The following is a 26,310-nucleotide window of genomic DNA, read 5'->3' on the forward strand; positions in this document are numbered from 1 at the left end:
TGAAACGTCCTTTTCGAAAGTTGCATGAAAGCCCCCGCATTCAAGCTGCGCATTATAAGAGCGCACTTACTAAAGCAGATACTAGACCAAACGCTTTAGTTCAAAAAATCGCTGACACGTCTGCCAGGAACGACTAAACGACTAATTTTCCTACGCTTTCCGGGCTTCCCCAGAGGATCGGCAGGATCCTTTCCATCTCCTCCTGCAGCGCGCTGGTCCAGAAACGCGGCGTCGCGGCCTGGCCAGAGGCCAGTAGCGCCCGCGCCGACAATACGCGCTCCAGCTGCCGGGCGACAGCCGCTCCCGTATCGATCACCGCCATCTCCGCCGGGATCAGCTCGGCCAGCAGGGGTTTGACGAAGGGATAATGAGTACAGCCGAGGATCAGCGTATCGCAGCCCTGTTCGAGGATGGGCGCCAGCAGGCGTTCCAGCAGTGCCCGGGTTTGCGGCCCATAGAGATCGCCGGCTTCGATGCGCTCGACCAGCCCCGGGCAGGGCTGGGTGAAGACCTGTACGTCGCTGGCGAAGCGGTCGAGCAAGGCGGCGAAACGCGCGCTCTTCAGAGTTCCGGTGGTGGCCAGGACGCCGACCCGACCGTTGCGGGTGGCCGCCGCGGCCGGCTTCACCGCAGGCTCCATGGCCACCAGCGGCACCTGCGGATAACGTTCGCGCAATTCCGCCGCAGCCGCAGCCGTCGCGGTATTGCAGGCCAGTACCAGAGCCTTGGCGCCCTGCTCCAGAAGGAAATCACCGATCCGCTCGCAGCGTTCGCGGATGTACTCCGCGCTCTTCTCGCCGTAGGGCACATGGGCGTTGTCGGCGACGTAGAGCAACGATTCGGATGGCAGGCGCGCGCGAATCTCACGCAATACGCTGAGCCCGCCGACCCCGGAATCGAAAACGCCGACCGCGGCCGACTCAACCGCCATGGCGTTGCCCGCAGACGGCACAGGAAGGATCGCGACGCACCCGCAATTCGCGGAAGCGCGTGCCGAGGGCGTCCACCAGCAGCAGGCGGCCCACCAGCGGTTCGCCGAAACCGGCCAGCAGCTTGAGCGCCTCCAGCGCCTGCAGGCTACCGACCAGCCCCACCAGCGGACCGATCACGCCGGCCTCGCTGCAGGTCAGCTCGGCCTCGCTGCCGTGCCCGTAGAGGCAGTGGTAGCAGGGGCTTTCGTCGCGGCGGGTATCGAATACCGAAAGCTGGCCCTCGAGACGGATCGCCGCGCCGCTGACCAGGGGCTTGCCGGCGCGCACGCAGGCGACGTTGACCGCCTCGCGGGTGGCGAAGTTGTCGGTGCAGTCGAGCACCAGGTCGACCGCCGCCACGGCGGCATCGAGGGAGTCCTTGTCCAGCGCGGCGCTATGGCTGACCAGGCGGATCTGCGGATTCAGCGCGCCCAGCCGGCGCATCGCCGACTCCACCTTGCCGACACCGACGCTGGTGCCATCGTGGATGACCTGCCGTTGCAGGTTGGTCAGGTCGACCGTATCGAAATCCGCCAGGTGCAGCTCGCCGACCCCGGCCGCGGCCAGGTACAGCGCCACCGGCGAACCCAGGCCGCCAAGACCGACGATCAGTGCGCGGCTGCGCTTCAGGCGCAGCTGGCCCTCGACGTCGACCTGCGCCAGCAGGATCTGGCGACTGTAGCGCAGCAGTTCCTCGTCGCTCAGCATACCCATTGTCCGAGAGTGATCCGCTCGTTGCCGCCGAGGTCGCGCAACGTATGTACCCCGGCGAAGCCGCGGGCGCCGAGCAGTTCGCGCACCGCCGCCCCTTGATCATAGCCGTGCTCGAGCAGCAACCAGCCTTCGTCCAGCAAATGCTGCGGCGCCTGGGCGACGATCTGGCGGATATCGTCGAGGCCATCGCTACCCGCGACCAGCGCGCTCTTCGGCTCGAAACGCACGTCGCCCTCGCTCAGGTGCGGATCGCTGGCAGGGATATACGGCGGATTGCCGACGATCATCCGGAAGCGTCGGCCATCGAGAGCGGAGAACCAGTGGCTGCGGCGCACCTCGACGTTCTCCAGGAGCAACCGCTGGCGATTGCGCTCGGCCAGCGCCACGGCCTCTTCCACGCGGTCCACCGCAGTCACCGTCCACAGCGGCCGTTCGCTGGCCAGGGCCAGGGCGATGGCGCCGGTGCCGGTGCCCAGGTCGAGCACCGTAGCGGTATCCGCCGCGAGGGTCGCCAGCGCGGTTTCCACCAGCAGTTCGGTGTCCGGGCGCGGGATCAGGGTGTGTGGCGCGACCTCCAGGTCCAGGCTCCAGAAGCCCTGGTGGCCAAGTATGTAGGCCACCGGCTCGCCGTTGCGCCGACGGGCGATCCAGTCGTCGAACCGCTCGTTGGCCTCGCGCGGCACGATGCGCTCCGGCCAGGTACGCAGGAAGCTGCGCGGCTTGCCCATCGCCGCCGCCAGCAGCAACTCGGTGTCGAGCCGGGCGCTGGGCGAATCGGGCAGTTGGGAATCCTTGAGAAGGGTACAGATAGTGGTCATGTCAGTCGCCCAGGGCCGCCAGTTGATCGGCCTGGTATTCCTGCAGCAGCGGCTCGATCACCTGTTCCACCGCGCCCTCCATCACCTCGCCCAGGGAGTACAGGGTGAGGTTGATGCGATGGTCGGTGACCCGCCCTTGCGGGAAGTTGTAGGTACGGATGCGCTCCGAGCGGTCGCCCGAGCCCACCAGCAGCTTGCGCGTGCTGGCGATCGCCTGCTGCGCCGCGGCCTGCTGCTGGTCGTTGAGCTTGGCCGCCAGCCAGGCCATGGCCTTGGCGCGGTTCTTGTGCTGCGAGCGCTCTTCCTGGCACTCGACCACGATGCCGCTGGGAATGTGGGTGATGCGCACCGCCGAGTCGGTCTTGTTGACGTGCTGGCCGCCGGCACCGGAGGAACGGTAGGTGTCCACCCGCAGGTCGGCCGGGTTGATCTCGATCGCTGCCTGCTCGTCCGGCTCCGGCAGCACCGCGACGGTGCAGGCGGAAGTGTGGATCCGGCCCTGGGATTCGGTTTCCGGCACCCGCTGCACGCGGTGCGCGCCGGACTCGAACTTGAGCTTGGCGTAGACGTTGTCGCCCTCGACCCGGGCAATCACTTCCTTGTAGCCACCGTGCTCGCCCTCGTTCTCCGACAGCGTCTCGACCCGCCAGCCCTGGCGCTCGGCGTAGCGCGAATACATGCGGAACAGGTCGCCGGAGAAGATCGCCGCCTCGTCGCCACCGGTGCCGGCACGGATCTCCAGGAACACGTTGCGGCTGTCGTTGGGATCCTTCGGCAGCAGCATGCGCTGCAGGCTGTCGCCGAGGGCGGCGAGGCGGCCGCGCGCTTCGGCGACCTCCTCCTCGGCGAGGTCGCGCAACTCCGGGTCGCTGTCCTTGAGCAACGCCTGGGCACCCTCGAGGTCGGCCTGCACCTTGCGGTAGTCGCGGAACGCCAGGATCACCGGTTCGACCTCGGCGTACTCGCGGGAATAGGCGCGGAAGCGGGTCTGGTCACTGATCACCTCGGCGTCGCCGAGCAGCGCCGTCAGTTCTTCGTAGCGATCGCTGAGGACATCCAGCTTTTTCAGCAGAGAAGCTTTCATGCAGGCATAGGTACCGGTCAGTGGCGCGGCGCGCCCTCGTCGAGGGCGAACAGCTCCTGGGCCAGGGCCAGCGCGTCGATGCGGCCCTCGGCGGACATTTTCTTCATCTGCACGCTGGGCGCGTGCAGCAGTTTGTTGGTCAGGCCGCGGGCCAGCTGGGCCATCACCTCGGCGGGGTCGGCACCGTTGGCCAGTTGCCGCTGGGCCTTGCCCAGCTCCTCATCGCGCAGGCGCTCGGCCTGCTGCCGATAGGCGCGCAGCACGTCCACCGCGGCCAGTTCGCGCAGGCGCTGCATGAACTCGGCGACGCCACTGCCGACCAGTTCCTCGGCGGCCTGGGCAGCGCCCTGGCGGCTCTTGAGATTCTCCGCCACTACTTCGTGGAGGTCGTCGACGCTATAGAGGTAGACGTCGTCCAGTTCGCCGACTTCCGGCTCGATGTCGCGCGGCACGGCGATGTCGACCATGAACATCGGCTTGTGCTTGCGCTGCTTCAGCGCGCGCTCCACGGCGCCCTTGCCGAGGATCGGCAACTGGCTGGCAGTAGAGCTGATGACGATATCGCTGTTGGCCAACTCCTCGGGGATCTCCGAAAGCAGCACCGCATGGGCGCCGAACTGCTCGGCGAGCAGGCTGGCGCGCTCCAGGGTGCGGTTGGCCACCACGATGCGCTTCACGCCTTGCTCGAACAGGTGGCGCGCGACCAGGGTGATGGTCTCGCCGGCGCCGATCAGCAGCGCCTGGCTGCGGTGCAGGTCGCTGAAGATCTGCTTGGCCAGGCTCACCGCGGCGAACGCCACGGACACCGGGTTCTCGCCGATGGCGGTATCGGTGCGGACGGTCTTCGCCGTACTGAAGGTGGCCTGGAACAGGCGGCCGAGCAGCGGACCGACGGTGCCGGCCTCGCGCGCGACGGCGTAGGCCGACTTCATCTGGCCGAGGATCTGCGGCTCGCCGAGGACCATCGAGTCGAGGCCGGAGGCCACGCGCATCATGTGGCGCACCGCGTCTTCGTCCTGGTGCACATAGGCACAGGCGCGCAACTCGTCGAGAGTCAGGCGATGGTAGTCCGCCAGCCAGGCGAGCACGTCGTCCGCGGTCGGATGGTCGATCTCCAGGTAGAGTTCGCTCCGGTTGCAGGTCGACAGGATGGCCGCCTCGCGGCTGGTGGTCAGGCGGCAGAGCTGCTGCAGCGCCTCGACCATCTGTTCCGGAGTGAAAGCCACGCGCTCGCGGACAGCCACCGAGGCGGTCTTGTGATTGATGCCGAGGGCAATGAAGGCCATGCAGGATCGCTGAGCTAATCGGGGAAACGCGCAATTCTCCTACTTCGCCAAGGGCAGGACAACCATTGCCGATGTATTGACCCCATAGACAGCTTCGTCGACGCCCGTCCCGGCCCCCTTGGGCTTGCCGGACGGCTTATGTCATGATGGCGCCACCCTCGCAGGTTCAAGGCCGGCTTTCTTCCTCTATGAACAAATCCCTTGCGCTGCTGACCGTCACGCTGCTGCTCGGCGGCTGCCAGTCACTTATCCACAAGACTCCCGATGGCACCCCGCCGGTGGAAGACACCGCGGTCGAGACCAAGGCCAAGCCGGAAAAGTACGCCTCCTTCAGCGAGGACAGCCTGTATTCGCTGCTGGTGGCCGAACTGGCCGGGCAGCGCAACCGCTTCGACATCGCCCTGAGCAACTATGTGGTGCAGGCGCAGAAAACCCGCGACCCCGGGGTTTCCGAGCGCGCCTTCCGCATCGCCGAATACCTCGGCGCCGACCAGGAAGCCCTCGACACCTCCCTGCTCTGGGCGCGCAGCGCGCCGGACAACCTCGATGCCCAACGCGCCGCCGCGATCCAGTTGGCCCGCGCCGGGCGCTACGAGGAGTCCATGGTGTACATGGAGAAGGTCCTCAACGGCCAGGGCGACACGCACTTCGACTTCCTCGCCCTGTCTGCCGCGGAGACCGACCCGGATACCCGCGCCGGCCTGCTGCAGAGCTTCGACCACCTGTTGAAGAAATACCCGAACAACGGCCAGTTGCTGTTCGGCAAGGCCCTGCTGCTGCAACAGGACGGCCGCCCGGACGATGCCCTGACCCTGCTCGAGGACAACTCCGCAAGCCGCCACGAAGTGGCCCCCCTGCTGCTCCGCTCGCGCCTGTTGCAGAGCATGAAGCGCAGCGACGAGGCCCTGCCGCTGCTCAAGGCCGGGATCAAGGAACACCCGGACGACAAGCGCGTGCGCCTCGCCTACGCGCGCCTGCTGGTGGAGCAGAACCGCCTGGACGACGCCAAGGCCGAGTTCGCCGGACTGGTCCAGCAATTCCCCGACGACGACGACCTGCGTTTCTCCCTGGCGCTGGTCTGCCTGGAAGCCCAGGCCTGGGACGAAGCCAGGATCTACCTGGAAGAACTGGTCGAGCGCGACAGCCACGTCGACGCCGCCCACTTCAACCTCGGACGCCTCGCCGAGGAACAGAAGGACACCGCGCGTGCCCTCGACGAGTACGGCCAGGTCGGTCCGGGCAATGACTTCCTCCCGGCGCAACTGCGCCAGACCGACGTCCTGCTCAAGGCCGGTCGCGTCGACGAAGCTGCCCAGCGCCTGGACAAGGCGCGCAGCGAGCAACCCGACTACGCCATCCAGCTGTACCTGATCGAAGCCGAGGCGCTGTCCAACAACGACCAGCAGGAAAAGGCCTGGCAGGCCATCCAGGAGGGTCTGAAGCAGTACCCGGAGGACCTCAACCTGCTCTACACCCGCTCGATGCTGGCGGAGAAGCGCAACGACCTGGCGCAGATGGAAAAGGACCTGCGCTTCGTCATCGCCCGCGAGCCGGACAACGCCATGGCCCTCAACGCCCTCGGCTACACCCTGGCCGACCGCACCACCCGCTACGGCGAGGCCCGCGAGCTGATCCTCAAGGCGCACAAGCTGAACCCGGACGACCCGGCGATCCTCGACAGCATGGGCTGGATCAACTATCGCCAGGGCAAGCTGGCCGACGCCGAGCGCTACCTGCGCCAGGCGCTGCAGCGCTACCCCGACCACGAGGTAGCCGCGCACCTGGGCGAAGTCCTCTGGGCCCAGGGGCGCCAGGGCGACGCCCGGGCCATCTGGCGCGAATACCTCGACAAGCAGCCCGACAGCGACGTGCTGCGCCGCACCATCAAGCGCCTGACCGGCGCCGAGACTCCTTGAAACCATGCGTCTACGTCTTTTCCTCGCCGCCTCCGCGCTGGCCCTGCTCAGCGGCTGCGCCGGCCTGACCTCCCACGAAGCCCTGGAAGGCCAGGGCGATGCGCAGACCTGGAAAACCCACAAGCAGCAGCTCAGCGAGCTGGATGCCTGGCAGATCGACGGCAAGGTCGGCATCCGCGCCCCGCGCGACTCCGGCAGCGGCACCCTGTTCTGGCTGCAGCGCCAGGGCTACTACGACATCCGCCTGTCCGGCCCGCTCGGCCGCGGCGCAGCACGCCTGACCGGGCGTGAAGGCGCGGTGAGCCTGGAAGTCGCCGGTCAGGGCCGCTACCAGGCGGAGTCCCCGGAAGCACTGCTGGAAGAACAACTAGGCTGGCGCCTGCCGGTCTCGCACCTGCTCTGGTGGGTACGCGGCCTCCCGGCGCCGGACAGCAAGAGCCGCCTGACCCTCGACGCCGACAGCCGCCTGGCGCGCCTGGAACAGGACGGCTGGCAGATCGAATACACCCGCTACGCCGAACAGAACGGCTACTGGCTACCCGAGCGCCTGAAACTGCACGGCCAGGACCTCGACGTCACCCTGGTGATCAAGGACTGGCAGCCGCGCCAGCTCGGCCGCTGACATGAGCGTGCGCCTCAGCCTGCCAGCCCCGGCCAAGCTCAATCTGTTCCTGCATATCCTCGGCCGCCGCGACGATGGCTATCACGAGTTGCAGACCCTGTTCCAATTCCTCGACCACGGCGACGAGCTGCATTTCGAAGCCCGCCAGGACGGCCAGGTACGCCTGCACACGGAAATCGCCGGGGTGCCGCACGACAGCAACCTGATCGTGCGCGCCGCGCGCGGGCTGCAGGAAGCCTCCGGCAGCCCGCAAGGCGTCGACATCTGGCTGGACAAGCGCTTGCCCATGGGGGGCGGCATCGGCGGCGGCAGCTCCGACGCCGCCACGACGCTCCTGGCCTTGAACCATCTCTGGCAACTCGGCTGGGACGAGGACCGCATCGCCGCCCTGGGCCTGCGCCTGGGCGCCGACGTGCCGGTCTTCACCCGCGGACGCGCGGCTTTCGCCGAGGGAGTGGGCGAAAAGCTTACCCCGGTGGACATCCCGGAGCCCTGGTATCTCGTCGTGGTTCCGCAAGTACTTGTCAGCACAGCAGAAATTTTTTCAGATCCACTGTTGACACGCGATTCTCCCGCCATTAAAGTGCGCACCGTTCTCGAGGGGGACAGCCGAAACGACTGTCAGCCGGTAGTCGAGAGGCGTTACCCAGAAGTTCGTAACGCTTTGATCTTGCTAAACAAATTTGTTTCAGCTAGATTAACCGGCACTGGAGGTTGTGTGTTTGGGAGCTTCCCAAACAAAGCTGAAGCTGATAAAGTCTCGGCCCTTCTTCCAGGCCACCTTCAGAGGTTCGTCGCCAAAGGAAGCAACATCTCGATGTTGCACCGGAAGCTGGAAACTCTGGTCTGAGAAAGGAATGCCGAAACGGCATTCGAGCAATACCACAGGGGCGTCGCCAAGCGGTAAGGCAGCAGGTTTTGATCCTGCCATGCGTTGGTTCGAATCCAGCCGCCCCTGCCATTTTCCTCTTCTGTATTTCATCCGGATCCCTTCGGTCGACACAGGTACCTGTAGCGTGTCCAAGATGATGGTCTTCACGGGGAACGCTAACCCCGATCTTGCACGACGCGTCGTGCGTCAGCTGCACATTCCTCTTGGCGATGTTTCAGTTGGCAAATTCTCCGATGGCGAAATCAGCGTCGAAATCAACGAAAACGTCCGCGGCAAGGACGTATTCCTGATTCAGCCGACCTGCGCGCCGACCAACGACAACCTGATGGAACTGGTGGTGATGGCCGATGCCTTCCGCCGCTCCTCGGCCACTCGTATCACCGCTGTCATCCCCTACTTCGGCTATGCCCGCCAGGATCGCCGTCCGCGTTCCGCCCGCGTGGCCATCAGCGCCAAGGTAGTGGCCGACATGCTGACCGTCGTCGGGGTCAACCGTGTCCTCACGGTCGACCTGCACGCGGATCAGATCCAGGGCTTCTTCGATATCCCGGTAGACAACATCTACGGTTCCCCCGTGCTGGTGGACGATATCGAAGACCAGCGCTTCGAGAACCTGATGATCGTCTCCCCGGACATCGGCGGCGTGGTGCGCGCGCGCGCCGTGGCCAAGTCCCTGGGCGTTGACCTTGCGATCATCGACAAGCGTCGTCCCAAGGCCAACCAGTCCGAAGTGATGCACATCATCGGTGACGTCGAAGGCCGTACCTGCGTACTGGTAGACGACATGGTCGATACCGCCGGCACCCTCGGTCACGCCGCCAAGGCCCTGAAAGAGCACGGCGCCGCCAAGGTCATCGCCTACTGCACCCACCCGGTGCTGTCCGGCCGTGCCATCGAGAACATCGAGAAATCCGTACTGGACGAGCTGGTGGTGACCAACACCATCCCGCTGTCCGCCGCTGCCCAGGCCTGTGGCCGCATCCGCCAGCTGGACATCGCTCCGGTCGTTGCGGAAGCCATGCGCCGGATCAGCAACGAAGAATCGATCAGCGCGATGTTCCGCTGAGGCCCAGCCTCGACGAACGCGCCTGAACGAAAACGCCCCGCTCCGGCGGGGCCTTTGAAATCGCCCGAACGCTGGTCGCAAGCGTTCGGGCGCATTGTTATTTTTGGAGATACACAATGGTCGACTTTATTCTGAATGCCCAAGTGCGTTCCGATCTGGGGAAAGGTGCGAGCCGCCGCCTGCGTCGTAACGCCGGTCTGGTTCCTGCTGTCGTTTACGGCGGCGACAAAGAGCCCCAGTCCGTAACCCTGGAACTGCGCGAAATCGCCAAGCTCCTGGAAAACGAGGCTGCCTTCAGCCACGTGATCGCCCTGAACGTTGGCGGCGCCAAGGAAACCGTACTGATCAAGGCCCTGCAGCGCCATCCGGCGAAAGGCTTCGTGATGCACGCCGACTTCCTGCGCGTGGTCGCCGACCACAAGCTGACCGCCCACGTACCGCTGCACTTCATCAACGAAGAAGTAGCCGTTGGCGTCAAGCAAGCCGGTGGCGAGATCTCCCACACCATCTCCGAAGTCGAAGTTTCCTGCCTGCCGAAAGACCTGCCGGAATTCATCGAAGTCGACATGGCCAAGGTCGAGCTGGGCCAGATCGTTCACCTGTCGGACCTCAAGGCTCCGAAAGGCGTCGAGCTGGTACAACTGGCCCACGGCAACGACCTGGCCGTTGCCAACATCCACGCTTCCCGCGTGGTGAAGGAAGAAGGTAGCGAAGAAGGCGCCGCCGAGTAATTCATTACTCGATCGCCTTTTTATTAGAGAGGGGCTCCCGTCGTGACTGCCGTACAACTGATCGTTGGCCTGGGAAACCCGGGTCCTGAATACGACCAGACCCGGCATAACGCGGGGGCCCTTTTCGTTGAGCGCCTGGCGCATGCCCAGGGCGTCAGCCTCGTGGCTGACCGCAAGTATTTCGGCCTGGTCGGCAAGTTCAGCCACCAGGGCAAGGACGTTCGTCTGTTGATCCCGACCACCTACATGAACCGCAGCGGCCAGTCCGTGGCGGCGCTGGCGGGATTCTTCCGGATCGCCCCGGACGCCATCCTGGTGGCCCACGACGAACTCGACATGCCCCCTGGCGTCGCCAAGCTCAAGACCGGCGGCGGACACGGCGGGCACAACGGGTTGCGCGACATCATCGCCCAGCTCGGCAATCAGAATTCTTTCCATCGCCTGCGGCTTGGCATCGGCCATCCGGGGCACAGCAGCCTGGTTTCCGGTTACGTGCTCGGCCGCGCCCCGCGCAGCGAGCAGGAACTGCTCGACACCAGCATCGACTTCGCCCTCGGCGTGCTGCCGGAAATGCTCGCCGGGGACTGGACCCGGGCGATGCAGAAGCTGCACAGCCAGAAGGCCTGAACCACTTTTCTAGCGCCTGTCTGAGCGCGAGGGACATAGCATGGGATTCAACTGCGGCATCGTCGGCCTGCCCAACGTCGGCAAGTCCACCCTGTTCAACGCCCTGACCAAATCCGGTATCGCGGCGGAAAACTTCCCGTTCTGCACCATCGAGCCGAACAGCGGCATCGTGCCGATGCCCGACGCGCGCCTGAACGCCCTGGCCGAGATCGTCAAGCCCGAGCGCGTACTGCCGACCACCATGGAATTCGTCGACATCGCCGGCCTGGTGGCGGGCGCCTCCAAGGGTGAGGGCCTGGGCAACAAGTTCCTCGCCAACATCCGCGAGACCGACGCCATCGCCCACGTGGTGCGCTGCTTCGAAGACGACAACGTGATCCACGTGTCCAACAGTGTCGACCCCAAGCGCGACATCGAGATCATCGACCTCGAACTGATCTTCGCCGACCTCGACAGCTGCGAGAAGCAACTGCAGAAAGTCGCCCGCAACGCCAAGGGCGGCGACAAGGAAGCCCTGGCCCAGAAGGCCCTGCTGGAAAAGCTCATCCCCCACTTCACCGAGGGCAAGCCGGCGCGTTCGCTGCTGAAGAACCTCGGTGACGAGGAGAAGCGCCTGGTACGCAGCTTCCACCTGCTGACCAGCAAGCCGGTGATGTACATCGCCAACGTCGCCGAGGACGGCTTCGAGAACAACCCGCACCTGGATGTGGTAAAGGCCATCGCCGAGGAAGAAGGCGCGGTGGTGGTGCCGGTGTGCAACAAGATCGAAGCCGAGATCGCCGAGCTGGAAGACGGCGAAGAGAAGGACATGTTCCTCGAGTCCCTCGGTCTCGAGGAGCCCGGCCTGAACCGTGTGATCCGTGCCGGCTACGGCCTGCTCAACCTGCAGACCTACTTCACCGCCGGGGTGAAGGAAGTCCGCGCCTGGACCGTCCGCGTCGGCGCCACCGCCCCGCAGGCCGCCGGCGTGATCCACACCGACTTCGAGAAAGGCTTCATCCGCGCCGAAGTGGTCGCCTACGACGACTTCATCCAGTTCAAGGGCGAACAGGGCGCCAAGGAAGCCGGTAAATGGCGCCTGGAAGGCAAGGACTACATCGTCAAGGACGGCGACGTGATGCATTTCCGCTTCAACGTGTAATCCCCTTCCCGTCCCAGGAAAGCCCCGGCCAAGTGCCGGGGCTTTTTCGTTCCCGTCCCTCCCCACCGCCCGCTCTCCGGCGATCCGACCCCTTCCGTCTAAACGATTGAAAGATCAGAAAATTATCTAGCCCCAGGGGTTGACAGCCCCGCTCGAGATACGGAAAATGCGCGCCACTCGGCTACATAGCTCAGTCGGTTAGAGCGCAGCATTCATAATGCTGATGTCCCAGGTTCAAGTCCCGGTGTAGCCACCATATTTTTCAAGGGGTTAGCGCAAGCTAACCCCTTTTCTTTTGCCTGTGGTGACTACAAAGTGACTACAGCGTGTCTACCTCTTCCCTCACCCCTGCCTCTGCCCTACCCTTCGGTCATCAGCCAGTAGAGACAAGGGACATGTTCAGCGAACTCGGCTTTTCTATGTTTGACGTGCTTCTTCCCATTGCCTGCACTATCGGTGCGATCTTTGGGAGCCTGGCACAGACAATGGTCGCGAATTACAACCTCACTCACCTTCCCCGCAAGGAAGGAGATATGAAACTCGCCTCGACTCAACTACAAGAACTTCGCTCCGCATGGCTATTCATGCGGCTTTTTGTTGGAGGCGTATTAGGCTTCGTTGTTGGGCTGTACTTCATTGGAGCACTACAAGAGACACCAGCAGTTTTTGCAAAGATATGGGCTCTATCCTTCGTTGTGGGTTATGCCGCTCCGAAGATTTGGGTCGTTCAGGAGCGAAACCTCCTCAGCCGTATTGATAGCTCCCTGGAAAAACCTGAAAAGGCTTCTACTGGTGTACCTGACTAGCGAAGTGCTTTATCTGATACAGCGGGGACAGGCTCATAGCCGAGGCCAAATGCTCCGGCGATAGGTGCGCATACCGCATGGTCATCGTGATCGATGAGTGGCCGAGGATCCGCTGTAGGGTCAGGATGTCCCCTCCCCCCATCATGTAGTGGCTGGCGAAGGTATGGCGGAGAATGTGGGTCATCTGGCCCGGCGTCTGGAACCCGCAACGCTGATAGGCGCAGCGGAACGCGGCGCGGCAGGACATGAACAGGCGGCCAGATCCAGGCATGCCCACCTTGAATATCAACCTCTCCAACTCGTCCGGGATCGGCACTGATCGGCTCTGCCGATTCTTGGTCCGGTGATAGTGCACCTTGCCGCCATGCACAGCGCCCCGCGTCAGGCTTTCCGCCTCTTCCCAGCGGGCTCCCGTGGCGAGACACAACAGCGCGACCGGATAGGTATGGTTGTTCGTACTGGCCTTGCACTCTTCCAGCAGTCGAGCGACCTGATCCAGGGACAGAAACGTAAGTTCGACCTGATCCGTCTTGATTTGCCGGACCTTGCCCAGCGGGTTTTCCTTGTGCCAGGAGCCCAGGCGAATCAGTTCAGAGAAGACCGCCGACAAGTAGCGTTGCTCGTGATTGACCGTCTCAGGCTTCACCTCGGTCAAGCGACGTTGCCGGTAGCGTGCCCACGCCAACGAATCGAACTCGAACGCCAAGGGGTTCCCTAGCCGCTTCGCCAGCGCCTCGCAGCGCGCCAAGCGTTGCTTGCCATCCTTCAAGGTGCAGCCGTGGAGGTCATACCAAACCTTCACCAGATCGGAGAGGCGGTCATCCAGCGGTCGGCCCGTCTCGCCCTTCACGGCAAAAAAATCCTGCTCATAGCGAATCGCGGCAGACTTGGTAGCGAAGCCTTTCTTGCGAATCCTGCGCCCGGAACGACCATTCTCATAGAAGTCAGCCGTCCACGTCTTGCCGTCCTTGCGTACCGTCATATCGCATATCCCTTGCGCAGATAGCGATCACACATGAGCTTGTGGATATGCCTTTCCAGATCGCGACGAGTCCAACCCTTGGCGAGATAGTGGTCTTCGATAACGTGCCAGAACTCCAATTTGCGGGCGGACTCAATAGCCTTTTTTGCCGGGACACGCTCCCGCGCGATCAGGCTCACGAACTGGCCGAGGAACATCTCGCAGTTGCGCCCGCTAAAGCCCTTGGCGGTCTTGTAATAGCGCCGATACTCGGTGCGCTCGATCAGCGGATCGCACTCGACCTGGACGCGGGCATCCTGGCTGATCAGGCTCCAGAAGGCGTCATACATGCCCTCCCGGGAGAGCACACGGAATGCCTCGCAGGCATAGTTCCACAGCCCCTGTAGGTGCGGGCAAAGGCCCTCGTAGGTGCGGCAGCCGATGACCTCTCCCGAAGCCATACGCGAGCCTTCGGAGAACTGCTGGACGATGGAGTGGTGATAGCGAAACTCGATCCGCCACACCGTTTCCAGGGGGTTATAGGCCGGGTCGCCATCGCCGAACGGATCCCCGTTCAAGGTCGCCCACACGCTTTCCCAATAGTCGAGCTTGTCGGTGGCCCGAGCCTGGAGAGTCTTGTTATAGATCGACAGTTGCAGACCGTTGGCCGAGCCGAACATGTACGTCTCGCCACGCCCGTAGACAGAGGCGTTGCCGTCGAACTCGATCCGCTCGATCCCGCTGATTTGCCGCACCCGACGCGAGCGGCAATGCATGCGGTCAACGAGATCAGCCGGAGGCGTCCAGCCCTGCACATCCAGCGCGATATGCACGGCTGCTTGGTTGGTCTCGCAGTGACTCAGCACCGCCGCGGCCAGGTCATCCAGCACGCCCTGGAGAATACGCGGATCGGCGCCGTCAATGGCGTGGGGCGACACCTCGATCTTGAGGTGCGAGCCAATGGTGTCGACCTTGATGTTGTGGTTCTTGATCAGCAGGATCAGGCCCATTTCGGCGTTCTGCAGGCGGTACTGATAGCCAGAGTCGCGACCGATACGGCCCTTGGACCACTCGTAGCCGGCAAACTCGACCACATCCACCGATAGGTCGAACAGCGCCATCACTTCCGGACGCAATTTGCCGTTGTACAACTGCCGCACCGTATCCACGCCGCACCGCAGAATGCGCACGCCTGACAGGTCGGTGAACTGTCCATTGAGCGGGTCCATGAAAAGCATCCCCTTCGGGGACTTGTGGAAATCCCCGTTCTCTTCGAGGACCAGTCGCGTTGGATGGATCGGAGTCTTCATGTTCTTTACCCGTTAATGAGGTTCTATGGGGTTGCTGATCGGGGGTTATCTGACGTGTTACAGGGGCGTCGGCCGCGCCTTCGGCCTATCGCTCATGCCTTGCGCTCCCGGCCGGCGGCGCGGCCCGCCCCTCATGGCGGCACCCCTACCGCCGCTAGCGCCGTCATCACCGTCCACCAGTGATGCAGCGCCCAGCCCATCGCCACCGGGACGAGAAATTCCCAATCGATCATTTCTGCCTCCAGGGCCGCGAGGCGTATTCGGAATCGGGGACGATGGTCAGCGGCGACTGGCCCCTGGCCGGTGCGTCTGCGGACGCGGCGACAGGCGCTGCCGGAGCGATGCTGGCCACCGCGCCGGGCTGCCTCCCGGCACAGGTGACGGTCTGTTTCCAGTCCTCATAGCGAAGCTCTACGACGCACTCGCCCTTGGGCGTCACCCGGTAGCCGGAGCCGATCAGTTGCCAACTGGTGAGTTCCAGGCGCCGGCCCGTGGGATCCTCCAGGGCGAACAGGTAGATATCGCCCCGCGACTTGCGGTAGGCGTGGGCGAGGATGGAGATCCGTCGATCGGCGAAGGGATGGGCGTTCAGATCAACAGGCGCAGCAGCAGGCCCATCAGGTACAAGCCCAGGAGGAAGAAAGCTATTCGCAGCAGGACGCGCTGGAGCAGCCACAGCAGCGGGCGCAGCAGGGGCTTGAGCAGGGTCGCCAGGAGCGTCGGCAGGTGTCGCAGCAGCCGGACCGCCAATCGTGCGCAGAGGCCCCATATACCAGACAAAGCCAATAGTGCCGGCCAGCAATGCCAGTAGAAGAACCAGCTTAGGCGACCGGAAGAGGCTCTTGCCCGCCTTGGTGTCCTGGGTCTTGCCGGTGGCCGTGGACTGGTAGAGGGCGAAGGTCTGCTTTCGGATCCGCTTGTACTCGATGATGGTGCCATCGGCGGGCGGACGGTTGAGTTGGGCGTCATGCTGGGCCTCCTTGTAGCGGCCAGGGATGCCGATCACCGCGAGGTTGGAATGCTTGTAGGCCATCTCGCAGGTCATGCGGATGTCGTCGCGGATGTAGGAGATGTTCGGCGTGGTGAGGACAATGTCCCAGTTGAAATGCCGGTGCCGGGTCCAGGCGTCGAGCCAGCCCATGGGGCGGTCGGCCGCATGGGCCGCTTCCGGTCCACCGGGGTAGTCGAAGCGCTCGAGGTCTTTTTCCCGCCAGGACTTGGGAAACAGCAGTTGGGTTTCGTCGAAGATCAGGAAGGCCCCGCGGGGCGCCCACTGAAACCACGTGCGCATCTTTTCGAGGTCTTCCAGCGACTCCAGATCGAGGTTGATGATCTCCGCCGTGTTGGGCAGGTCCGGAAAGACCTGATAGGCCCGCTCCAGGGTGAAGCCGCGCACGTTGGTGATGATCACCCGCCCGTCTTTCAGCGCGGGCACGGCGTCATCCTGGATAGCGCCGGAGGTCTTGTAGGAGCCATTGGGGCCGTGGTGGATCTTGATCGACACGGATCACCTCCCAATGAACGGCACGAAGCGCATGCAGAAGCGCGTCGCCGCCGCGACCATGATGATGTTCAGCGCCTGCGGCACGCCGAAGAAGGCCAGACCCGCCGCAATCGGCCCCGGTAGCGCGGCGTACATGCTGCGGATCATCTGCGGCACGCCGAGGCTGTCGATCAGTTCGCGGGCGGCGGTGTAGCTGACATCGATCAGCAGGATCAGGGTCTGGAGCGCGGCGTACATCGACGCCTTGGTGGCGACCACCAGGCCGTCGCGCACGAAGTCATAGATGCCCTGGGCGAAGAAATCCCAGATCCACTGGAAGAAGGCGATGATCTGATCGAGAAAACCGGAGAGCCATTCCATAGGGTCAGTCCTTCAGCAGAATGAGGGCGGCGATCAGCGCGGCCATCAGCAGCAGCGCCACGCGCAGGCTGGAGAGTTGGCCGGCGTAGTCGGAGATACAGAGGGAGTAGGACTTGCCCCAAATGGTCATGGGCTCGCAGGGCAGTTGCCCGCCGCCTTCCGCCAGGTTGAGGTCGAAGGCGCCCTTCATCTGGTCGACGTTGGCCTTCACCTTGGTCTTGAGTTCTTTCTTGGCTTCCTCGACCTTCTTTTCCCAGGTGGCGATGGCGTCATCCCAGGTGCCGGGCGTGGGTTCCTTGAGTTCGCCGCCGGGGCCTTCGGGGCCGGTGGAGCAGTTCTCTTTCGCCGGGTCGCATGTACCGTTGCCATCGCCGCCCGTGCCGCTGCCGTCACCGTCGCCGCTACCATCGCCCCCGCCGTTGCCGTCCCCTCCCCCGCTGCCGTCGCCGCCATTGCCGGTGCCGCCGTCGTTGCCGCCGCCGTTGTTGTCTCCACCGCCATTGCCATCGCCGCCGCCGTCGCCATCACCGCCCGGCGTGGTTGGGTCGGTTGGATCCGTGGGATCGGTCGGGGTCTTGACGCAGGTAGTCCCCGACCACGACCAGCCGGGCGGGCAGCCGGGATCGTTCGGGTCGGAGGGATCGGTGTTCGGGGTGTCGGGTGGGTTCAGCGAATCGCCGGTCTGCGCGAAGGTGTAGGAATCGGCACCGCAATTCTGTCCGGTGCCCTTGAGGATGTAATTGCAGAAGCCGGTCGTGGTGGAGCCTTTGACCAGATAGCAACTGGCCGGGCTGGGGTTGCCGCCGTACTCGCAGCTTTGATAACAGGCGCTCGGTGCGCCGCCGTCGCCCACATAGTTCCGCCCGCCCGAGGTGACTACCGGCGAGTCCGGCCCCTTGGCCGGGAACAGTTCGCCTTCCTTGCATTCTTCGGGCGGCGGTTTGCAGGCACCGTCGGCGGGATCGATCTCTTGTTCCGGAGGGCAGCTATCGCCAGTCAAGATGGCAGCCGACGGCTCCCAGGTAATTCCGCCAGAACCCGAAACACTGCACTGAACTACGTCGTAGCTCAGCTTGTTGATTTTCTTTAGCCAGTTGGCCGACGTGTTATCGAAGTAGTACTGGCACGCCGCCGTATAGGATGGAAAGAAGGCCGTGGGCTTTCCGGGGATGGAAATCTTCCATTGGTAGAAGTCCGCGCTCGCCAAGGAATGCCACAGCAACGAGACCAGCAGGCCCAGCAGCGGAAGAAGCCGGCCAAGGCCGGAACGTGCGTTGTTACTCATCCAGTCACCCATGAAAAAGCCCCCTGCCGGAAACTCCGGAGGGGGCTTCCGCCTCGGTCTGTTCGGTTAGAAGAATTCGCCGGTCCGGTACCCGGTGATGAAGGCGCCGGCGAAGAACGCCCCCAACCACACCGACCAGAGCACCCGTTACGCCTTGCGCAACATGCTGTAGATCAGGCCGGCGACGGCCAGGATCACCAGGGCGCCGACGATGTAGCCGCCAATGGCCTTCATATCGCCCTGCCCATCGGTGATCGCCGATTCCACCGCGCTGGTGTCGATCACCCCGGCGAAGGCCGGCAGCGAAGTCGCGGCAGTGACGGAACCGGCGATGCACAGGTTGCGGAACGAGGCGACCGGGCTGAACTTGGCGATGCGTTGCTTCATTGCTTTCATGGTGTTTCCTCTCTACTTGGCTTTACGAAGAAGTGACGCGACCCAGCCAATCAAAAGCCCCGTCACGAACGATCCCAGGACGCCAGCGGCACCGATGCCAAAGGCTTCCGGGGAGAAACCACCGTTGACCAGGATGTCCACGTATCCAGCGGCCTCGGGCGGAATCAGGTAGGCCTGTTGCCATGCGAGTTCGCGACACGCCATGAAGCCCTCGGGGGTCGAGGTCCACGCGGTACACACCTGCACAGCGACAACGCCTGACATAGCGATCAGTCCTCAAACAGCCAGGGAGGCCGCTAGGCCGTCGATCCAGCCCCAGGCGTAACCGGTGGCCAGACCTACCGCGAACAGCGAGAGATAGCGGAGCATCGCGGCCTCCTACGGCTTAGGCCTTGGCGTCCAGGGACTTGTCTTGTTTGTCCTGGCCCTGCGGCTGCTGGGCCGGGCGCGGGGCTTGGGCTTGTGCTTGCGGACGAGCCGGGGCTTGGGCGGTCGGCGCGGTCGGCTTGCCGCCCACGGCCAGCAGATCCACAAGGACCTGGGTATTGGTGATCCGACCGAAACGGTCTTGGGTCGGGCGGACCACGCTGGCGAACTTGCAGAGCACCGGCTGGCCTTCGAAGACGATGGCGTCCAGCAGGGTCGGCTCGATGTTGTATTCGCTGATCTCGAAGCCCTTGGCGTTGCCACGGGCACCTTCCGGGATCGGGGCGATGGACTGGACCGAGGCGTAGATTTCCCCGGTCTTGGTCGAGGTATAGGTGTCGGTCTTGGTGACCCACAGTTCGACGACGCCGCCTTGGGTTGCAAACATGTTCATCGGTGTTTCTCCTTCAATTCGCCTTTTTCGGCGTGAGTTGTCCCGCTGCTGCAAATTCGGCTGTTTCGCCTTCATTCAGCGGTGTTGGGTGAAAGTGATTTGTCGGGCGATCCCTGCGGGCCGGGCTCTATTCGCTAGCGAACCAAGCCAACCACGGGTGTTCGTCTCAGCCCATCCGGGTAACGACCCCTATCGCAACGTCGTCTCCGACGGCCAAGGGGAACGCTTCCCCTTGGAACCCGCAGAGCAACACCAAGGGCTCTGCCCTTGTCATCCCGCTCTTGCCGCCGAGGGCTCGGGAGCGCGGGGCGGAGGAGCTGCCCCACACTCCCCAGCGGAGGCTGTTTCAGGGGGGAGGCGTTCAAGGGTGCGCTCCGCCCGTGCTTCCGTTCGCCGGAACGGTAAAGCTGTTCCGACGAGCCGGGAGCGCGGCCCTTGACCGGATCGGCCACGGTGCGGGCGGCTTGGATCAGGCAGAGCAGGAGCAGCGCTTTCAAGGTATCAGCGAGCATGGGTCAGCCCTCCAGGATACGCAGCAGGTCCTGCTGCTGGGGGTGAAAACTCACAGATTCTGGTTCTGCCAAGGCCCGCATCACATAACGGCCCCACTGCTCGGCCATCGCCTCGGCGATACCGATATAGGTCCGGCTACGGTCCTTCCAGCGGTCAGGGCCTGGCGCCATGTAATGCACGACCGGAGAACGTCCATCGACGATACGGGTCGGCTCCAGAAGCGGCAGGTTCTGCAACCAGAGGTGCGTTTCCTTGCGCTCGCCATGTCCGAACATCCAGGGCTGGATGATCTGGTCCGGCTTGCGAATATGGCTGGAGATCACAGACTTGGGGTTCTCCAGTGCCTTGAATCGAATAGGCGCCGACAGCAGGGTACGAACGAACTTCAGGGCACGTGCCTGACGACCGTCAGCAATCTTCTCGGGAAACCAGCGGGCACCCGAGGTAGCCAGGTCAGTGCAGGGCGGGTGAGCAATCAGCAAATCCCACCCCCAGTCCAGAATTTCCAGGACATCCCCCTGGACGTGTTCCCCTTCGGTTTCCGAAGGCAGCAGATCGCAGCTCACGGCGTAAAAACCAACCCGGGCCAGTGCATCGCGGACACGCCCGGAGAACTCGCAGGCAATCAGTGCGGTTGGCTGTCTCATAAGGCAGTCACTCCAGGACGAAAGGTTTGTGCAGTCGAACGCCGGGCGTGGGTTTCCCGCTGTCGTACACAACGTGCCAGTACTTCGGCGGACGCCGGGACGGGTCGTGTTTCGCGCAGAAGGAACGGGGACGGCAGAGCCAACGGCCATCTTCCAGATAGGGCAGCCCAGGGGGCCGGCAGTCCGGACACCGCGACGGGTTGTGCAATGGGATGGCCTGCCTTGCGGACCAGCACACAGAGCAGGCGCAGTCCGGGGCGTGGGTTTGGCGCAGGTAGTAGGGTCTGGCGGCCATGGCTCATTTCTGCCCCCTACGACCACAGCGATAGTCTTCAATCGCCCGACGGAGCCAAGCATTCTCGACCTGGTCGATATCGACAGTCAGGCCGCCCCAGGACACAACCCTGCCGGAGACGCCGCCGACAATGCCCGCGAAGCAGAACTGGAAGGTTTCCATCGGCACTGGGCGATCACTCGGCATCGTAATCACCCTGGCAGAAGATCGATTTGCCCCGGTCGAGGTCACGGCGAATATGGTGCAGGTTCACCACGCGGCGACGGCCAATCTTGGCAGTCGGGATCGTCTTGGTTTCCACCCAGCCCCGCACCACGTCTTCCGTGATGTCTTCCAGACCCAGCATCTGCGCGAAGACCGCCTGCGAGCAGAACGGCGCGGTGCGGAAGTCCGTGACCTTTTCCACAGCACCTGTGACGGTGAACCCCACTATTCCAGACTCTTCCATGTATTCCCCCTATACTCGGCAAAAGGCTGCCTCATGTGACATGTACAAATTACACATGTACATAATACACATAAAGTGGCGTATGTACATAGGACATTTATGGTTTTTTGTAATGACCGAGCGTCTTTCTGATAGAGGGCTTCGATTGCTCCAGGCAGCAAGCATCAAAGAGCTTGCAGAAGCCGGAACTACGGACTATGTCCGCTGGCAAAACATCAAGAGAGGAAAAGCGAGGATTGGGGCAGACGAGATCGAGACCTTAGCCCGTGCGTTCCCCAGCTACCGCTGGTGGCTCCTAACGGGTGAAGTCATGCCTGAGCAAGGACAGACGAGTCCTGACTACGATGAGGCCAATCGAAACTTGGCCAATCCAAACGCGGGATAGCGATCACACAGGAAGTAGCTAGGCGCTGGTACGCCCGGAGTAATGGTACAAGTATTAGCTAAATATCTAGACAGAGTCTAAATGGCGAAACTGAAGGCTAGAAATATGCCGATCTACGTAGATAACGTAAGAACAAAATGGAGAGGAAAAGAATGGTGCCATTTAGTAGCTGATACGCTAGAAGAGTTGCATGATTTCGCCAAGCTTTTAGGTTTAAAGAGAAGCTGGTATCAGTATTCGGCATCATATCCGCACTATGACATAACGACTTCTGTAAGGATAAAGGCTCTGGAGTTGGGGGCTCTTCCTGGGTGTAGAAGAAAAATAATATCTTGTGCTAAAAGTTTAAAGGCCGAGCAGGGGAATCTAGGTTTAAGGGTTAAGGAAGTAAATCCACAGCTTAAATTATTCTGAGCCTGTGTTGGCCAAGGCAGGCGCGAGGGATAGGGAATGTATATAAAAGAAGAGACATTGGATGATCTTCTTAATAAAGTATATGACAAGCTCTTAAAAAAGAGAGAAAAAATAATAGCGAGCAAAGGGGCGTTTACTGAGATAACTGGGGCTTTACTTCATCTAAAAAACCCTCGTGCCCGCTTGAGTCGGGCGGAGGGAAAGGGAAAGTTGTTTAGCTGTCTTGGTGAGTTGGCTTGGTACTTGGCTGGCTCTAAGGATCTAAGCTTTATCCGTCACTATATCCCCATGTACAAGGACAGCTCCGATGATGGGCGCACTGTTTATGGTGGATATGGCCCGCGGATGATGGGGGAGGGAAATAAAAATCAGCTCCAATCAGTTGTAAGATTGCTGAGTGATAAAAAAACATCGCGGCAAGCTGTAGTGCAGCTTTTTGATGCTAAGGATATCTTGAAGCCTAGGAAAGATATTCCGTGCACATGTACTCTTCAGTTCTTAATTAGAAAGCAAAGGCTGCATATGTTCACTTCAATGAGGTCGAACGATGTATATCTTGGCCTGCCGCATGATGTGTTTGCCTTCACGATGATACAGGAAATGTTAGCGCGCTCCTTGGGGTGTGAAATTGGAGAGTATAAGCACTACGTCACAAGCCTGCATCTTTACGAAAAAAACTTTGAAGAAGCCAGAGCTTATGTGAATAGTGGCTTTCAGCAGATTTCTGAAATGCCAGCTATGCCTGAGGGAGATCCGTGGCCAAGTATAAATAAGCTGTTAGAGGCCGAGAGAAAAATACGAGGCGGCGAGGAGATAAGTGTTAAAGATCTTTGCCTTGATGACTATTGGGCTGATCTTGCAAGGGTTTTCCAGTTTTTCACATATACAAAGGATAAAGTGGAAGCCGAGAAAATAGAGAGAATACTACGTGAGATGATCTCCGACGTGTATATGTCATATCTAGAAAAAAGAAGACAAGACAAAGATCCCTCAATAGAGGTAGCACCCGCACAACTTGAAATGCTCCTTCATGCTAAGGCCTAAATGCGTAAAATAATAATAGAGTTAATAGACTTACTAAGAGATCAGAGATTACTAGCCTCTGACGTTGTACCTTGGGCGGCTCCGATACCATCGTTTGGTGATCCATCGCTAGCGGCAGTAGCGACCTTAGGCTTAAATCCAAGTAATAAAGAGTTTGTTGATAATCAAAATCAGGAGATCCAAGGTGGTGAGCGGCGGTTTCATACACTGAATTCGCTTGGTCTAGAAAAGTGGGAGCAGATTTCAGAAGGACATATCAAGCTTATCGAGGAGTCTTGTAGGGAGTACTTTTCTAGAAATCCATATAACACTTGGTTTAAGTCTCTTGATTTATTAATTAGTGGAACTTCGACATCTTATTACAATAAGCTTTTTCATGCGGTTCACTTGGATTTGATTCCTTTTGCAACGCATACAAAGTGGGCTGCTTTAACTAGTACTCAAAAGAGAGCTCTTCTTGATGCCTCCATCAATACGCTGGGGCAGATAATGAAGGGTACTCCGATAAGGGTTCTAGTTCTTAATGGAAAGACCGTTGTGGAAAGATTTGAAGGTATGATTGGTCGCAAGCTAAACATGCAGAATGTTTCAGATTGGGACCTAAAGAGGAATAACATTGCGAGTGTAAAAGGCTTTTCGTATCAGGGGGTTATAAATAGAATATCCGATGTTAGTTTGGATAATCCGATTTTGGTTCTCGGATTTAATCATAACATTCAAAGCAGCTATGGGGTGACGTCGAAGGTTAGGGCGTCAATTAGAGACTGGATAGCCAAGCAAACTGCTGAGGTGCTCTGATGCGGAAGAGAGATATAGAAACCGCTCGTAATTTGGACGTTCAATTATTAGCATATTCAAAAGAAGTGAGGGGATTGCCTGGGGTTGAGTTTCCTGAGAACAGAGAAACTCTCATTGCTCAGCTAATAGATAGTATTAGAAGGATCAAATACGTTGAAGTGATTCGGCAAAGAAGGCTGAGCCCCCTAAGAGGAGAAGCTGGAAGTGATATGTTTGATCCGATTAAAGCGGCGGTAATTCATGCTAAAAATGGAAATATAGACGAAGCTAGTTGGTTGATATTCCTGGCAACTCATTTCGGTAAGAGTGGTAAGGATGGATGGTCACTTGCGCAAGTCTTTTATAGTGCTCTCGGGCAAGGTTTCACCTGGGACTGGAAAAGAGCAACCTATAATCCTGATAGAATGGTTGAGTGGCTTGAGCGGAATTACCAGGAAATTTCGGATAGAAAATATCGTTTTGGAAACCATAGAAAATACGAATCGATGAATCCAGCGCGGAGGAGTTTTACTGGTATTGTTTTAAGGAGTTATGTTCATTGGGTTCTTGCGAGCGGCTCTCACATAGATTTGTTCGGCAAGGCACTTGAACGTCACAATCAAGACCCGAGACAGGCATTTCGTGATCTATATAAATCGATGAGTGCTGTTTGTCGTTTCGGCAGAACAGGTCGATTTGACTATCTTACGATGATCGGGAAAGTCGGCGTTGCCAATATCCAGGCCGACTCCACATACATGGGTAATGCTACAGGCCCTTATGATGGGGCTAAGCTGCTTTTTTTAGGGCGCACTAATGGTGAAGCGTCTAGGAGAACACTTGATCAATGGATAGTGAGCCTAGACACTTATCTTGATGTCGGTATGCAAGTCCTAGAGGACGCTCTCTGCAATTGGCAGAAGTCCCCCGGGAAATATATTCAATTTCGCGGCTAGCTATTCTTCTGTCCAGCGGTATCTAACCTTTAGCTTTTGCATGTGATTCTGTTTGATTATACCTCGGTGTTGAAGTTGCCCAACGATGATTCCCGGGGATATGCCAAGCCTCTTAGAAAGCTTAAGTACACCCCTCATGTTATCCTTTAATGCGGGTAACTCAGGCGAAACATTTGGAGGTATAAGAAAATTTTGAGAGAAGGTATTGGCCTCTGTTTCGCGGATATCTTCATTATTATTCCCTCCTTCTACGAATACACTATCCTTATCATGAAGGATTAGATGTGCGGCCTCATGGTAGAAGGTGAACCAGAAGTGATCGTCGGATAAATATCTAAAACTAAGCATTAGAAGTGCTTTTGAGTTTGATATAAATTTTGTGGCTCCGCTTGCTTGGCAGCCACTAGGTGTTCGTGCAATAACAACAGCGACGCCATTTTTTGCACAAATGCGCTGCAACTCTGGTAGAAAAATACTTGGATCTGGTTCAAGTGTTAGTTTTTTTATCTCATGGAGAGATTCAGCAAATTTCTCTTTGTTCCAAGGGGCGCAATCCAAGAAATCTGCTTCTGTCTCGCATTGTTTTATCCATGCAGCAACAGCCCCTAATTGAGGGCTAAATGCTTGAGAGGTTCTAAATTTTGCGAGCTCCGGTGTGCTTCTATAAGATTCTCTCCAAGAATCAACGCTGGAAACATCAAAAAAATTAAGGCAATTAATTAAGTTTCTTGCCGGTGAACGTGTTTTCGGAATCCAGCCATATCTTTGCATGCTCGGAATTGGTAGTTCAGATAGCCATTGGTTCTCTGCTTCGGAGATTGGGCTATTAACCACCTCCAAAAATTCTACGTATAGTTTTTCTCTTCTAAGCCAAAAGCCTGGGGATGCACCAAGAACTTCTGATAAACGTATAGCAAGATCATCATTAATTCTTGCATCTCCTTTCAGCAATGAGTCTGCAAGCTCATGACTTCCGCCTAGCATATTTGCGAAGTCAGAAAAACTAATTTGCTTTTCCTCCAGTACGTCAGAGATTGTCTCTCCCGGTGGGCAGACTGATCCATGCGTAAACTTTGATATCTCAAGCATCTTTAGATATCTCCATGAGTTTAATTCTACGTACCATTTGCCAGTTTACATTGCCATGCGGGTCCAGAGGCATTTTCAGATCAACGGCACAAAAAATTGCATGATATCCCTCGGATAGCGGCATGGAGAATGAACCTGGAGGAATTTTAGATAAGAACTCTAGTGAGAACGGGAGATCAAATAGATTATCTGCTGCACAGATATCATCTATTCTTCTGTGAAGGATTCTAACTGCTGCTAGCGGTAAATTCCTCTTGGCTGCTGACTCTTTTAGGCATATAGACCTTATCTTTTTATCAGCGAAAGAGATATCCAGAGCCATACTATTTGGCCTTAGATATAATGTGATAATTAGAACGCACACTCACTCCTTGAGAAGCCTGCTGGCAGGGGGCTATCAGGCTAGGGTAACGGCAAAACACGGATAAAGCA

General features: G+C 59.8%; 30 protein-coding genes and 2 tRNA genes. 14 read left to right on the top strand and 18 right to left on the bottom strand.

What is annotated here, in order from left to right; genetic code table 11:
- Positions 1-133: 133 nt before the first annotated feature.
- The 5 genes from murI to hemA are packed head-to-tail and all read right to left on the bottom strand — an operon-like array spanning position 134 to position 4,873.
- On the bottom strand, positions 134-931 hold the full coding sequence (gene murI, locus AC1RB9_RS24280) for a glutamate racemase (protein WP_003117431.1): 798 nt from the start codon (positions 929-931) through the stop codon (positions 134-136).
- Positions 921-1,679 (bottom strand): molybdopterin-synthase adenylyltransferase MoeB, encoded by a 759-nt coding sequence (locus tag AC1RB9_RS24285; protein ID WP_003099296.1) that lies wholly within the window; start codon positions 1,677-1,679, stop codon positions 921-923. The genes murI and AC1RB9_RS24285 overlap by 11 nt, the downstream gene beginning before the upstream one ends.
- Positions 1,673-2,503, bottom strand: a complete 831-nt coding sequence (prmC, locus tag AC1RB9_RS24290; RefSeq protein WP_003117429.1) for a peptide chain release factor N(5)-glutamine methyltransferase — start codon at positions 2,501-2,503, stop codon at positions 1,673-1,675. Before prmC ends, AC1RB9_RS24285 begins: the two co-directional genes overlap by 7 nt.
- 1 nt (position 2,504) lies before the next feature.
- A complete protein-coding gene (gene prfA, locus AC1RB9_RS24295; RefSeq protein WP_003099290.1) occupies positions 2,505-3,587 on the bottom strand; it encodes a peptide chain release factor 1 in 1,083 nt (360 codons plus the stop codon).
- A 17-nt stretch (positions 3,588-3,604) separates the two neighbouring features.
- Entirely contained in the window at positions 3,605-4,873 is a 1,269-nt protein-coding gene (hemA, locus tag AC1RB9_RS24300) for a glutamyl-tRNA reductase (protein ID WP_003095001.1), read from the bottom strand.
- Positions 4,874-5,016: 143 nt separating this feature from the next.
- On the opposite strand from hemA, the gene lbcA reads away from it, so the two are divergent.
- The 10 genes from lbcA to AC1RB9_RS24350 all read left to right on the top strand — a co-directional run bounded on the left by lbcA (position 5,017) and on the right by AC1RB9_RS24350 (position 12,674).
- Entirely contained in the window at positions 5,017-6,789 is a 1,773-nt protein-coding gene (gene lbcA / locus AC1RB9_RS24305; RefSeq protein WP_079275416.1) for a proteolytic complex protein LbcA, read from the top strand.
- A gap of 4 nt (positions 6,790-6,793) precedes the next feature.
- Complete coding sequence (lolB, locus tag AC1RB9_RS24310) at positions 6,794-7,411, top strand: lipoprotein insertase outer membrane protein LolB (RefSeq protein WP_003095005.1); 618 nt, start codon at positions 6,794-6,796, stop codon at positions 7,409-7,411.
- A 1-nt stretch (position 7,412) separates the two neighbouring features.
- Positions 7,413-8,261 carry a 4-(cytidine 5'-diphospho)-2-C-methyl-D-erythritol kinase gene (gene ispE, locus AC1RB9_RS24315; protein WP_003117426.1) on the top strand — a complete coding sequence of 283 codons (849 nt, stop codon included), beginning with the start codon at positions 7,413-7,415 and terminating at the stop codon, positions 8,259-8,261.
- 36 nt (positions 8,262-8,297) lie between these two features.
- Positions 8,298-8,372, top strand: a tRNA-Gln gene (locus AC1RB9_RS24320).
- 55 nt (positions 8,373-8,427) lie between these two features.
- Positions 8,428-9,369, top strand: a complete 942-nt coding sequence (locus AC1RB9_RS24325; RefSeq protein WP_003099281.1) for a ribose-phosphate pyrophosphokinase — start codon at positions 8,428-8,430, stop codon at positions 9,367-9,369.
- A 116-nt stretch (positions 9,370-9,485) separates the two neighbouring features.
- Complete coding sequence (locus AC1RB9_RS24330; RefSeq protein ID WP_003099279.1) at positions 9,486-10,100, top strand: 50S ribosomal protein L25/general stress protein Ctc; 615 nt, start codon at positions 9,486-9,488, stop codon at positions 10,098-10,100.
- A gap of 42 nt (positions 10,101-10,142) precedes the next feature.
- Positions 10,143-10,727 carry an aminoacyl-tRNA hydrolase gene (gene pth, locus AC1RB9_RS24335; protein ID WP_003099278.1) on the top strand — a complete coding sequence of 195 codons (585 nt, stop codon included), beginning with the start codon at positions 10,143-10,145 and terminating at the stop codon, positions 10,725-10,727.
- Positions 10,728-10,767: 40 nt separating this feature from the next.
- Positions 10,768-11,868 (top strand): redox-regulated ATPase YchF, encoded by a 1,101-nt coding sequence (ychF, locus tag AC1RB9_RS24340; RefSeq protein ID WP_003099270.1) that lies wholly within the window; start codon positions 10,768-10,770, stop codon positions 11,866-11,868.
- 179 nt (positions 11,869-12,047) lie between these two features.
- Positions 12,048-12,124: transfer RNA gene (locus tag AC1RB9_RS24345), tRNA-Met, on the top strand.
- A gap of 139 nt (positions 12,125-12,263) precedes the next feature.
- Positions 12,264-12,674 carry a hypothetical protein gene (locus AC1RB9_RS24350; protein ID WP_124206042.1) on the top strand — a complete coding sequence of 137 codons (411 nt, stop codon included), beginning with the start codon at positions 12,264-12,266 and terminating at the stop codon, positions 12,672-12,674.
- Here the strand turns inward: AC1RB9_RS24350 and AC1RB9_RS24355 are convergent.
- From AC1RB9_RS24355 to AC1RB9_RS24405, 11 genes are all read right to left on the bottom strand, one after another.
- A complete protein-coding gene (locus tag AC1RB9_RS24355) occupies positions 12,655-13,656 on the bottom strand; it encodes a phage integrase (RefSeq protein WP_004352688.1) in 1,002 nt (333 codons plus the stop codon). The genes AC1RB9_RS24350 and AC1RB9_RS24355 overlap by 20 nt on opposite strands.
- Positions 13,653-14,945: a hypothetical protein gene (locus tag AC1RB9_RS24360; protein ID WP_004352686.1), complete on the bottom strand. Its 1,293-nt coding sequence runs from the start codon at positions 14,943-14,945 to the stop codon at positions 13,653-13,655. The genes AC1RB9_RS24355 and AC1RB9_RS24360 overlap by 4 nt, the downstream gene beginning before the upstream one ends.
- 229 nt (positions 14,946-15,174) lie before the next feature.
- Positions 15,175-16,449, bottom strand: coding sequence for a zonular occludens toxin domain-containing protein (locus AC1RB9_RS24365; RefSeq protein ID WP_023098115.1), 1,275 nt, complete (start codon positions 16,447-16,449; stop codon positions 15,175-15,177).
- Positions 16,450-16,452: 3 nt separating this feature from the next.
- A complete protein-coding gene (locus tag AC1RB9_RS24370; protein ID WP_003114150.1) occupies positions 16,453-16,809 on the bottom strand; it encodes a DUF2523 family protein in 357 nt (118 codons plus the stop codon).
- A 4-nt stretch (positions 16,810-16,813) separates the two neighbouring features.
- A complete protein-coding gene (locus tag AC1RB9_RS24375) occupies positions 16,814-18,106 on the bottom strand; it encodes a hypothetical protein (RefSeq protein ID WP_034010800.1) in 1,293 nt (430 codons plus the stop codon).
- 135 nt (positions 18,107-18,241) lie between these two features.
- Positions 18,242-18,490: a major capsid protein gene (locus AC1RB9_RS24380; RefSeq protein ID WP_003125072.1), complete on the bottom strand. Its 249-nt coding sequence runs from the start codon at positions 18,488-18,490 to the stop codon at positions 18,242-18,244.
- Positions 18,491-18,502: 12 nt separating this feature from the next.
- Positions 18,503-18,754 (bottom strand): hypothetical protein, encoded by a 252-nt coding sequence (locus tag AC1RB9_RS24385; protein WP_003115979.1) that lies wholly within the window; start codon positions 18,752-18,754, stop codon positions 18,503-18,505.
- A 121-nt stretch (positions 18,755-18,875) separates the two neighbouring features.
- Positions 18,876-19,310, bottom strand: a complete 435-nt coding sequence (locus tag AC1RB9_RS24390) for a hypothetical protein (RefSeq protein ID WP_023098117.1) — start codon at positions 19,308-19,310, stop codon at positions 18,876-18,878.
- 515 nt (positions 19,311-19,825) lie between these two features.
- A complete protein-coding gene (locus tag AC1RB9_RS24395; protein ID WP_034010796.1) occupies positions 19,826-20,470 on the bottom strand; it encodes a DNA cytosine methyltransferase in 645 nt (214 codons plus the stop codon).
- Between the two features lie 7 nt (positions 20,471-20,477).
- Positions 20,478-20,765 (bottom strand): lysogeny maintenance protein PflM, encoded by a 288-nt coding sequence (gene pflM, locus AC1RB9_RS24400; protein ID WP_096221067.1) that lies wholly within the window; start codon positions 20,763-20,765, stop codon positions 20,478-20,480.
- A 175-nt stretch (positions 20,766-20,940) separates the two neighbouring features.
- Positions 20,941-21,213 carry a MerR family transcriptional regulator gene (locus AC1RB9_RS24405; protein WP_134614206.1) on the bottom strand — a complete coding sequence of 91 codons (273 nt, stop codon included), beginning with the start codon at positions 21,211-21,213 and terminating at the stop codon, positions 20,941-20,943.
- Between the two features lie 466 nt (positions 21,214-21,679).
- Between AC1RB9_RS24405 and AC1RB9_RS24410 the strand changes: the two genes are divergently transcribed.
- Genes AC1RB9_RS24410 through AC1RB9_RS24425 form a run of 4 tightly spaced genes read left to right on the top strand, consistent with a single transcriptional unit; the run spans position 21,680 to position 24,789 of the window.
- Entirely contained in the window at positions 21,680-22,012 is a 333-nt protein-coding gene (locus AC1RB9_RS24410) for a DUF4031 domain-containing protein (protein ID WP_232519586.1), read from the top strand.
- Between the two features lie 36 nt (positions 22,013-22,048).
- Positions 22,049-23,056 (top strand): thymidylate synthase, encoded by a 1,008-nt coding sequence (locus tag AC1RB9_RS24415; RefSeq protein WP_096221048.1) that lies wholly within the window; start codon positions 22,049-22,051, stop codon positions 23,054-23,056.
- Complete coding sequence (locus AC1RB9_RS24420) at positions 23,057-23,854, top strand: hypothetical protein (RefSeq protein ID WP_096221049.1); 798 nt, start codon at positions 23,057-23,059, stop codon at positions 23,852-23,854.
- A complete protein-coding gene (locus AC1RB9_RS24425; RefSeq protein ID WP_124142479.1) occupies positions 23,854-24,789 on the top strand; it encodes an alpha-glutamyl/putrescinyl thymine pyrophosphorylase clade 3 protein in 936 nt (311 codons plus the stop codon). The genes AC1RB9_RS24420 and AC1RB9_RS24425 overlap by 1 nt, the downstream gene beginning before the upstream one ends.
- Here the strand turns inward: AC1RB9_RS24425 and AC1RB9_RS24430 are convergent, their stop codons facing one another.
- Together AC1RB9_RS24430 and AC1RB9_RS24435 are read right to left on the bottom strand one after the other, a co-directional pair.
- Positions 24,790-25,878 carry an ImmA/IrrE family metallo-endopeptidase gene (locus AC1RB9_RS24430; RefSeq protein WP_071543740.1) on the bottom strand — a complete coding sequence of 363 codons (1,089 nt, stop codon included), beginning with the start codon at positions 25,876-25,878 and terminating at the stop codon, positions 24,790-24,792.
- A complete protein-coding gene (locus AC1RB9_RS24435; protein ID WP_124142480.1) occupies positions 25,871-26,200 on the bottom strand; it encodes a type II toxin-antitoxin system RelE/ParE family toxin in 330 nt (109 codons plus the stop codon). The genes AC1RB9_RS24430 and AC1RB9_RS24435 overlap by 8 nt, the downstream gene beginning before the upstream one ends.
- Between the last annotated feature and the right edge of the window lie 110 nt (positions 26,201-26,310).

The sequence above is a fragment of the Pseudomonas sp. 20-5 genome, assembly GCF_056782835.1.

What these genes read in the sequence shown, in the direction of transcription:
- AC1RB9_RS24430 (WP_071543740.1), bottom strand. Translation starts at nt 25,878, where the DNA reads ATGCTTGAGATATCAAAGTTTACGCATGGATCAGTCTGCCCACCGGGA.
- lbcA (WP_079275416.1), top strand. Translation starts at nt 5,017, where the DNA reads ATGATGGCGCCACCCTCGCAGGTTCAAGGCCGGCTTTCTTCCTCTATG.
- AC1RB9_RS24395 (WP_034010796.1), bottom strand. Translation starts at nt 20,470, where the DNA reads ATGAGACAGCCAACCGCACTGATTGCCTGCGAGTTCTCCGGGCGTGTC.
- AC1RB9_RS24360 (WP_004352686.1), bottom strand. Translation starts at nt 14,945, where the DNA reads ATGAAGACTCCGATCCATCCAACGCGACTGGTCCTCGAAGAGAACGGG.
- hemA (WP_003095001.1), bottom strand. Translation starts at nt 4,873, where the DNA reads ATGGCCTTCATTGCCCTCGGCATCAATCACAAGACCGCCTCGGTGGCT.
- AC1RB9_RS24285 (WP_003099296.1), bottom strand. Translation starts at nt 1,679, where the DNA reads ATGCTGAGCGACGAGGAACTGCTGCGCTACAGTCGCCAGATCCTGCTG.
- AC1RB9_RS24355 (WP_004352688.1), bottom strand. Translation starts at nt 13,656, where the DNA reads ATGACGGTACGCAAGGACGGCAAGACGTGGACGGCTGACTTCTATGAG.
- AC1RB9_RS24420 (WP_096221049.1), top strand. Translation starts at nt 23,057, where the DNA reads ATGCGTAAAATAATAATAGAGTTAATAGACTTACTAAGAGATCAGAGA.
- AC1RB9_RS24405 (WP_134614206.1), bottom strand. Translation starts at nt 21,213, where the DNA reads ATGGAAGAGTCTGGAATAGTGGGGTTCACCGTCACAGGTGCTGTGGAA.
- ychF (WP_003099270.1), top strand. Translation starts at nt 10,768, where the DNA reads ATGGGATTCAACTGCGGCATCGTCGGCCTGCCCAACGTCGGCAAGTCC.
- AC1RB9_RS24410 (WP_232519586.1), top strand. Translation starts at nt 21,680, where the DNA reads ATGGCGAAACTGAAGGCTAGAAATATGCCGATCTACGTAGATAACGTA.
- murI (WP_003117431.1), bottom strand. Translation starts at nt 931, where the DNA reads ATGGCGGTTGAGTCGGCCGCGGTCGGCGTTTTCGATTCCGGGGTCGGC.
- AC1RB9_RS24425 (WP_124142479.1), top strand. Translation starts at nt 23,854, where the DNA reads ATGCGGAAGAGAGATATAGAAACCGCTCGTAATTTGGACGTTCAATTA.
- AC1RB9_RS24350 (WP_124206042.1), top strand. Translation starts at nt 12,264, where the DNA reads ATGTTCAGCGAACTCGGCTTTTCTATGTTTGACGTGCTTCTTCCCATT.
- prfA (WP_003099290.1), bottom strand. Translation starts at nt 3,587, where the DNA reads ATGAAAGCTTCTCTGCTGAAAAAGCTGGATGTCCTCAGCGATCGCTAC.
- prmC (WP_003117429.1), bottom strand. Translation starts at nt 2,503, where the DNA reads ATGACCACTATCTGTACCCTTCTCAAGGATTCCCAACTGCCCGATTCG.
- pflM (WP_096221067.1), bottom strand. Translation starts at nt 20,765, where the DNA reads ATGGCCGCCAGACCCTACTACCTGCGCCAAACCCACGCCCCGGACTGC.
- AC1RB9_RS24330 (WP_003099279.1), top strand. Translation starts at nt 9,486, where the DNA reads ATGGTCGACTTTATTCTGAATGCCCAAGTGCGTTCCGATCTGGGGAAA.
- AC1RB9_RS24390 (WP_023098117.1), bottom strand. Translation starts at nt 19,310, where the DNA reads ATGAACATGTTTGCAACCCAAGGCGGCGTCGTCGAACTGTGGGTCACC.
- AC1RB9_RS24385 (WP_003115979.1), bottom strand. Translation starts at nt 18,754, where the DNA reads ATGTCAGGCGTTGTCGCTGTGCAGGTGTGTACCGCGTGGACCTCGACC.
- AC1RB9_RS24370 (WP_003114150.1), bottom strand. Translation starts at nt 16,809, where the DNA reads ATGGAATGGCTCTCCGGTTTTCTCGATCAGATCATCGCCTTCTTCCAG.
- lolB (WP_003095005.1), top strand. Translation starts at nt 6,794, where the DNA reads ATGCGTCTACGTCTTTTCCTCGCCGCCTCCGCGCTGGCCCTGCTCAGC.
- AC1RB9_RS24380 (WP_003125072.1), bottom strand. Translation starts at nt 18,490, where the DNA reads ATGAAAGCAATGAAGCAACGCATCGCCAAGTTCAGCCCGGTCGCCTCG.
- AC1RB9_RS24415 (WP_096221048.1), top strand. Translation starts at nt 22,049, where the DNA reads ATGTATATAAAAGAAGAGACATTGGATGATCTTCTTAATAAAGTATAT.
- AC1RB9_RS24435 (WP_124142480.1), bottom strand. Translation starts at nt 26,200, where the DNA reads ATGGCTCTGGATATCTCTTTCGCTGATAAAAAGATAAGGTCTATATGC.
- AC1RB9_RS24375 (WP_034010800.1), bottom strand. Translation starts at nt 18,106, where the DNA reads ATGGGTGACTGGATGAGTAACAACGCACGTTCCGGCCTTGGCCGGCTT.
- ispE (WP_003117426.1), top strand. Translation starts at nt 7,413, where the DNA reads ATGAGCGTGCGCCTCAGCCTGCCAGCCCCGGCCAAGCTCAATCTGTTC.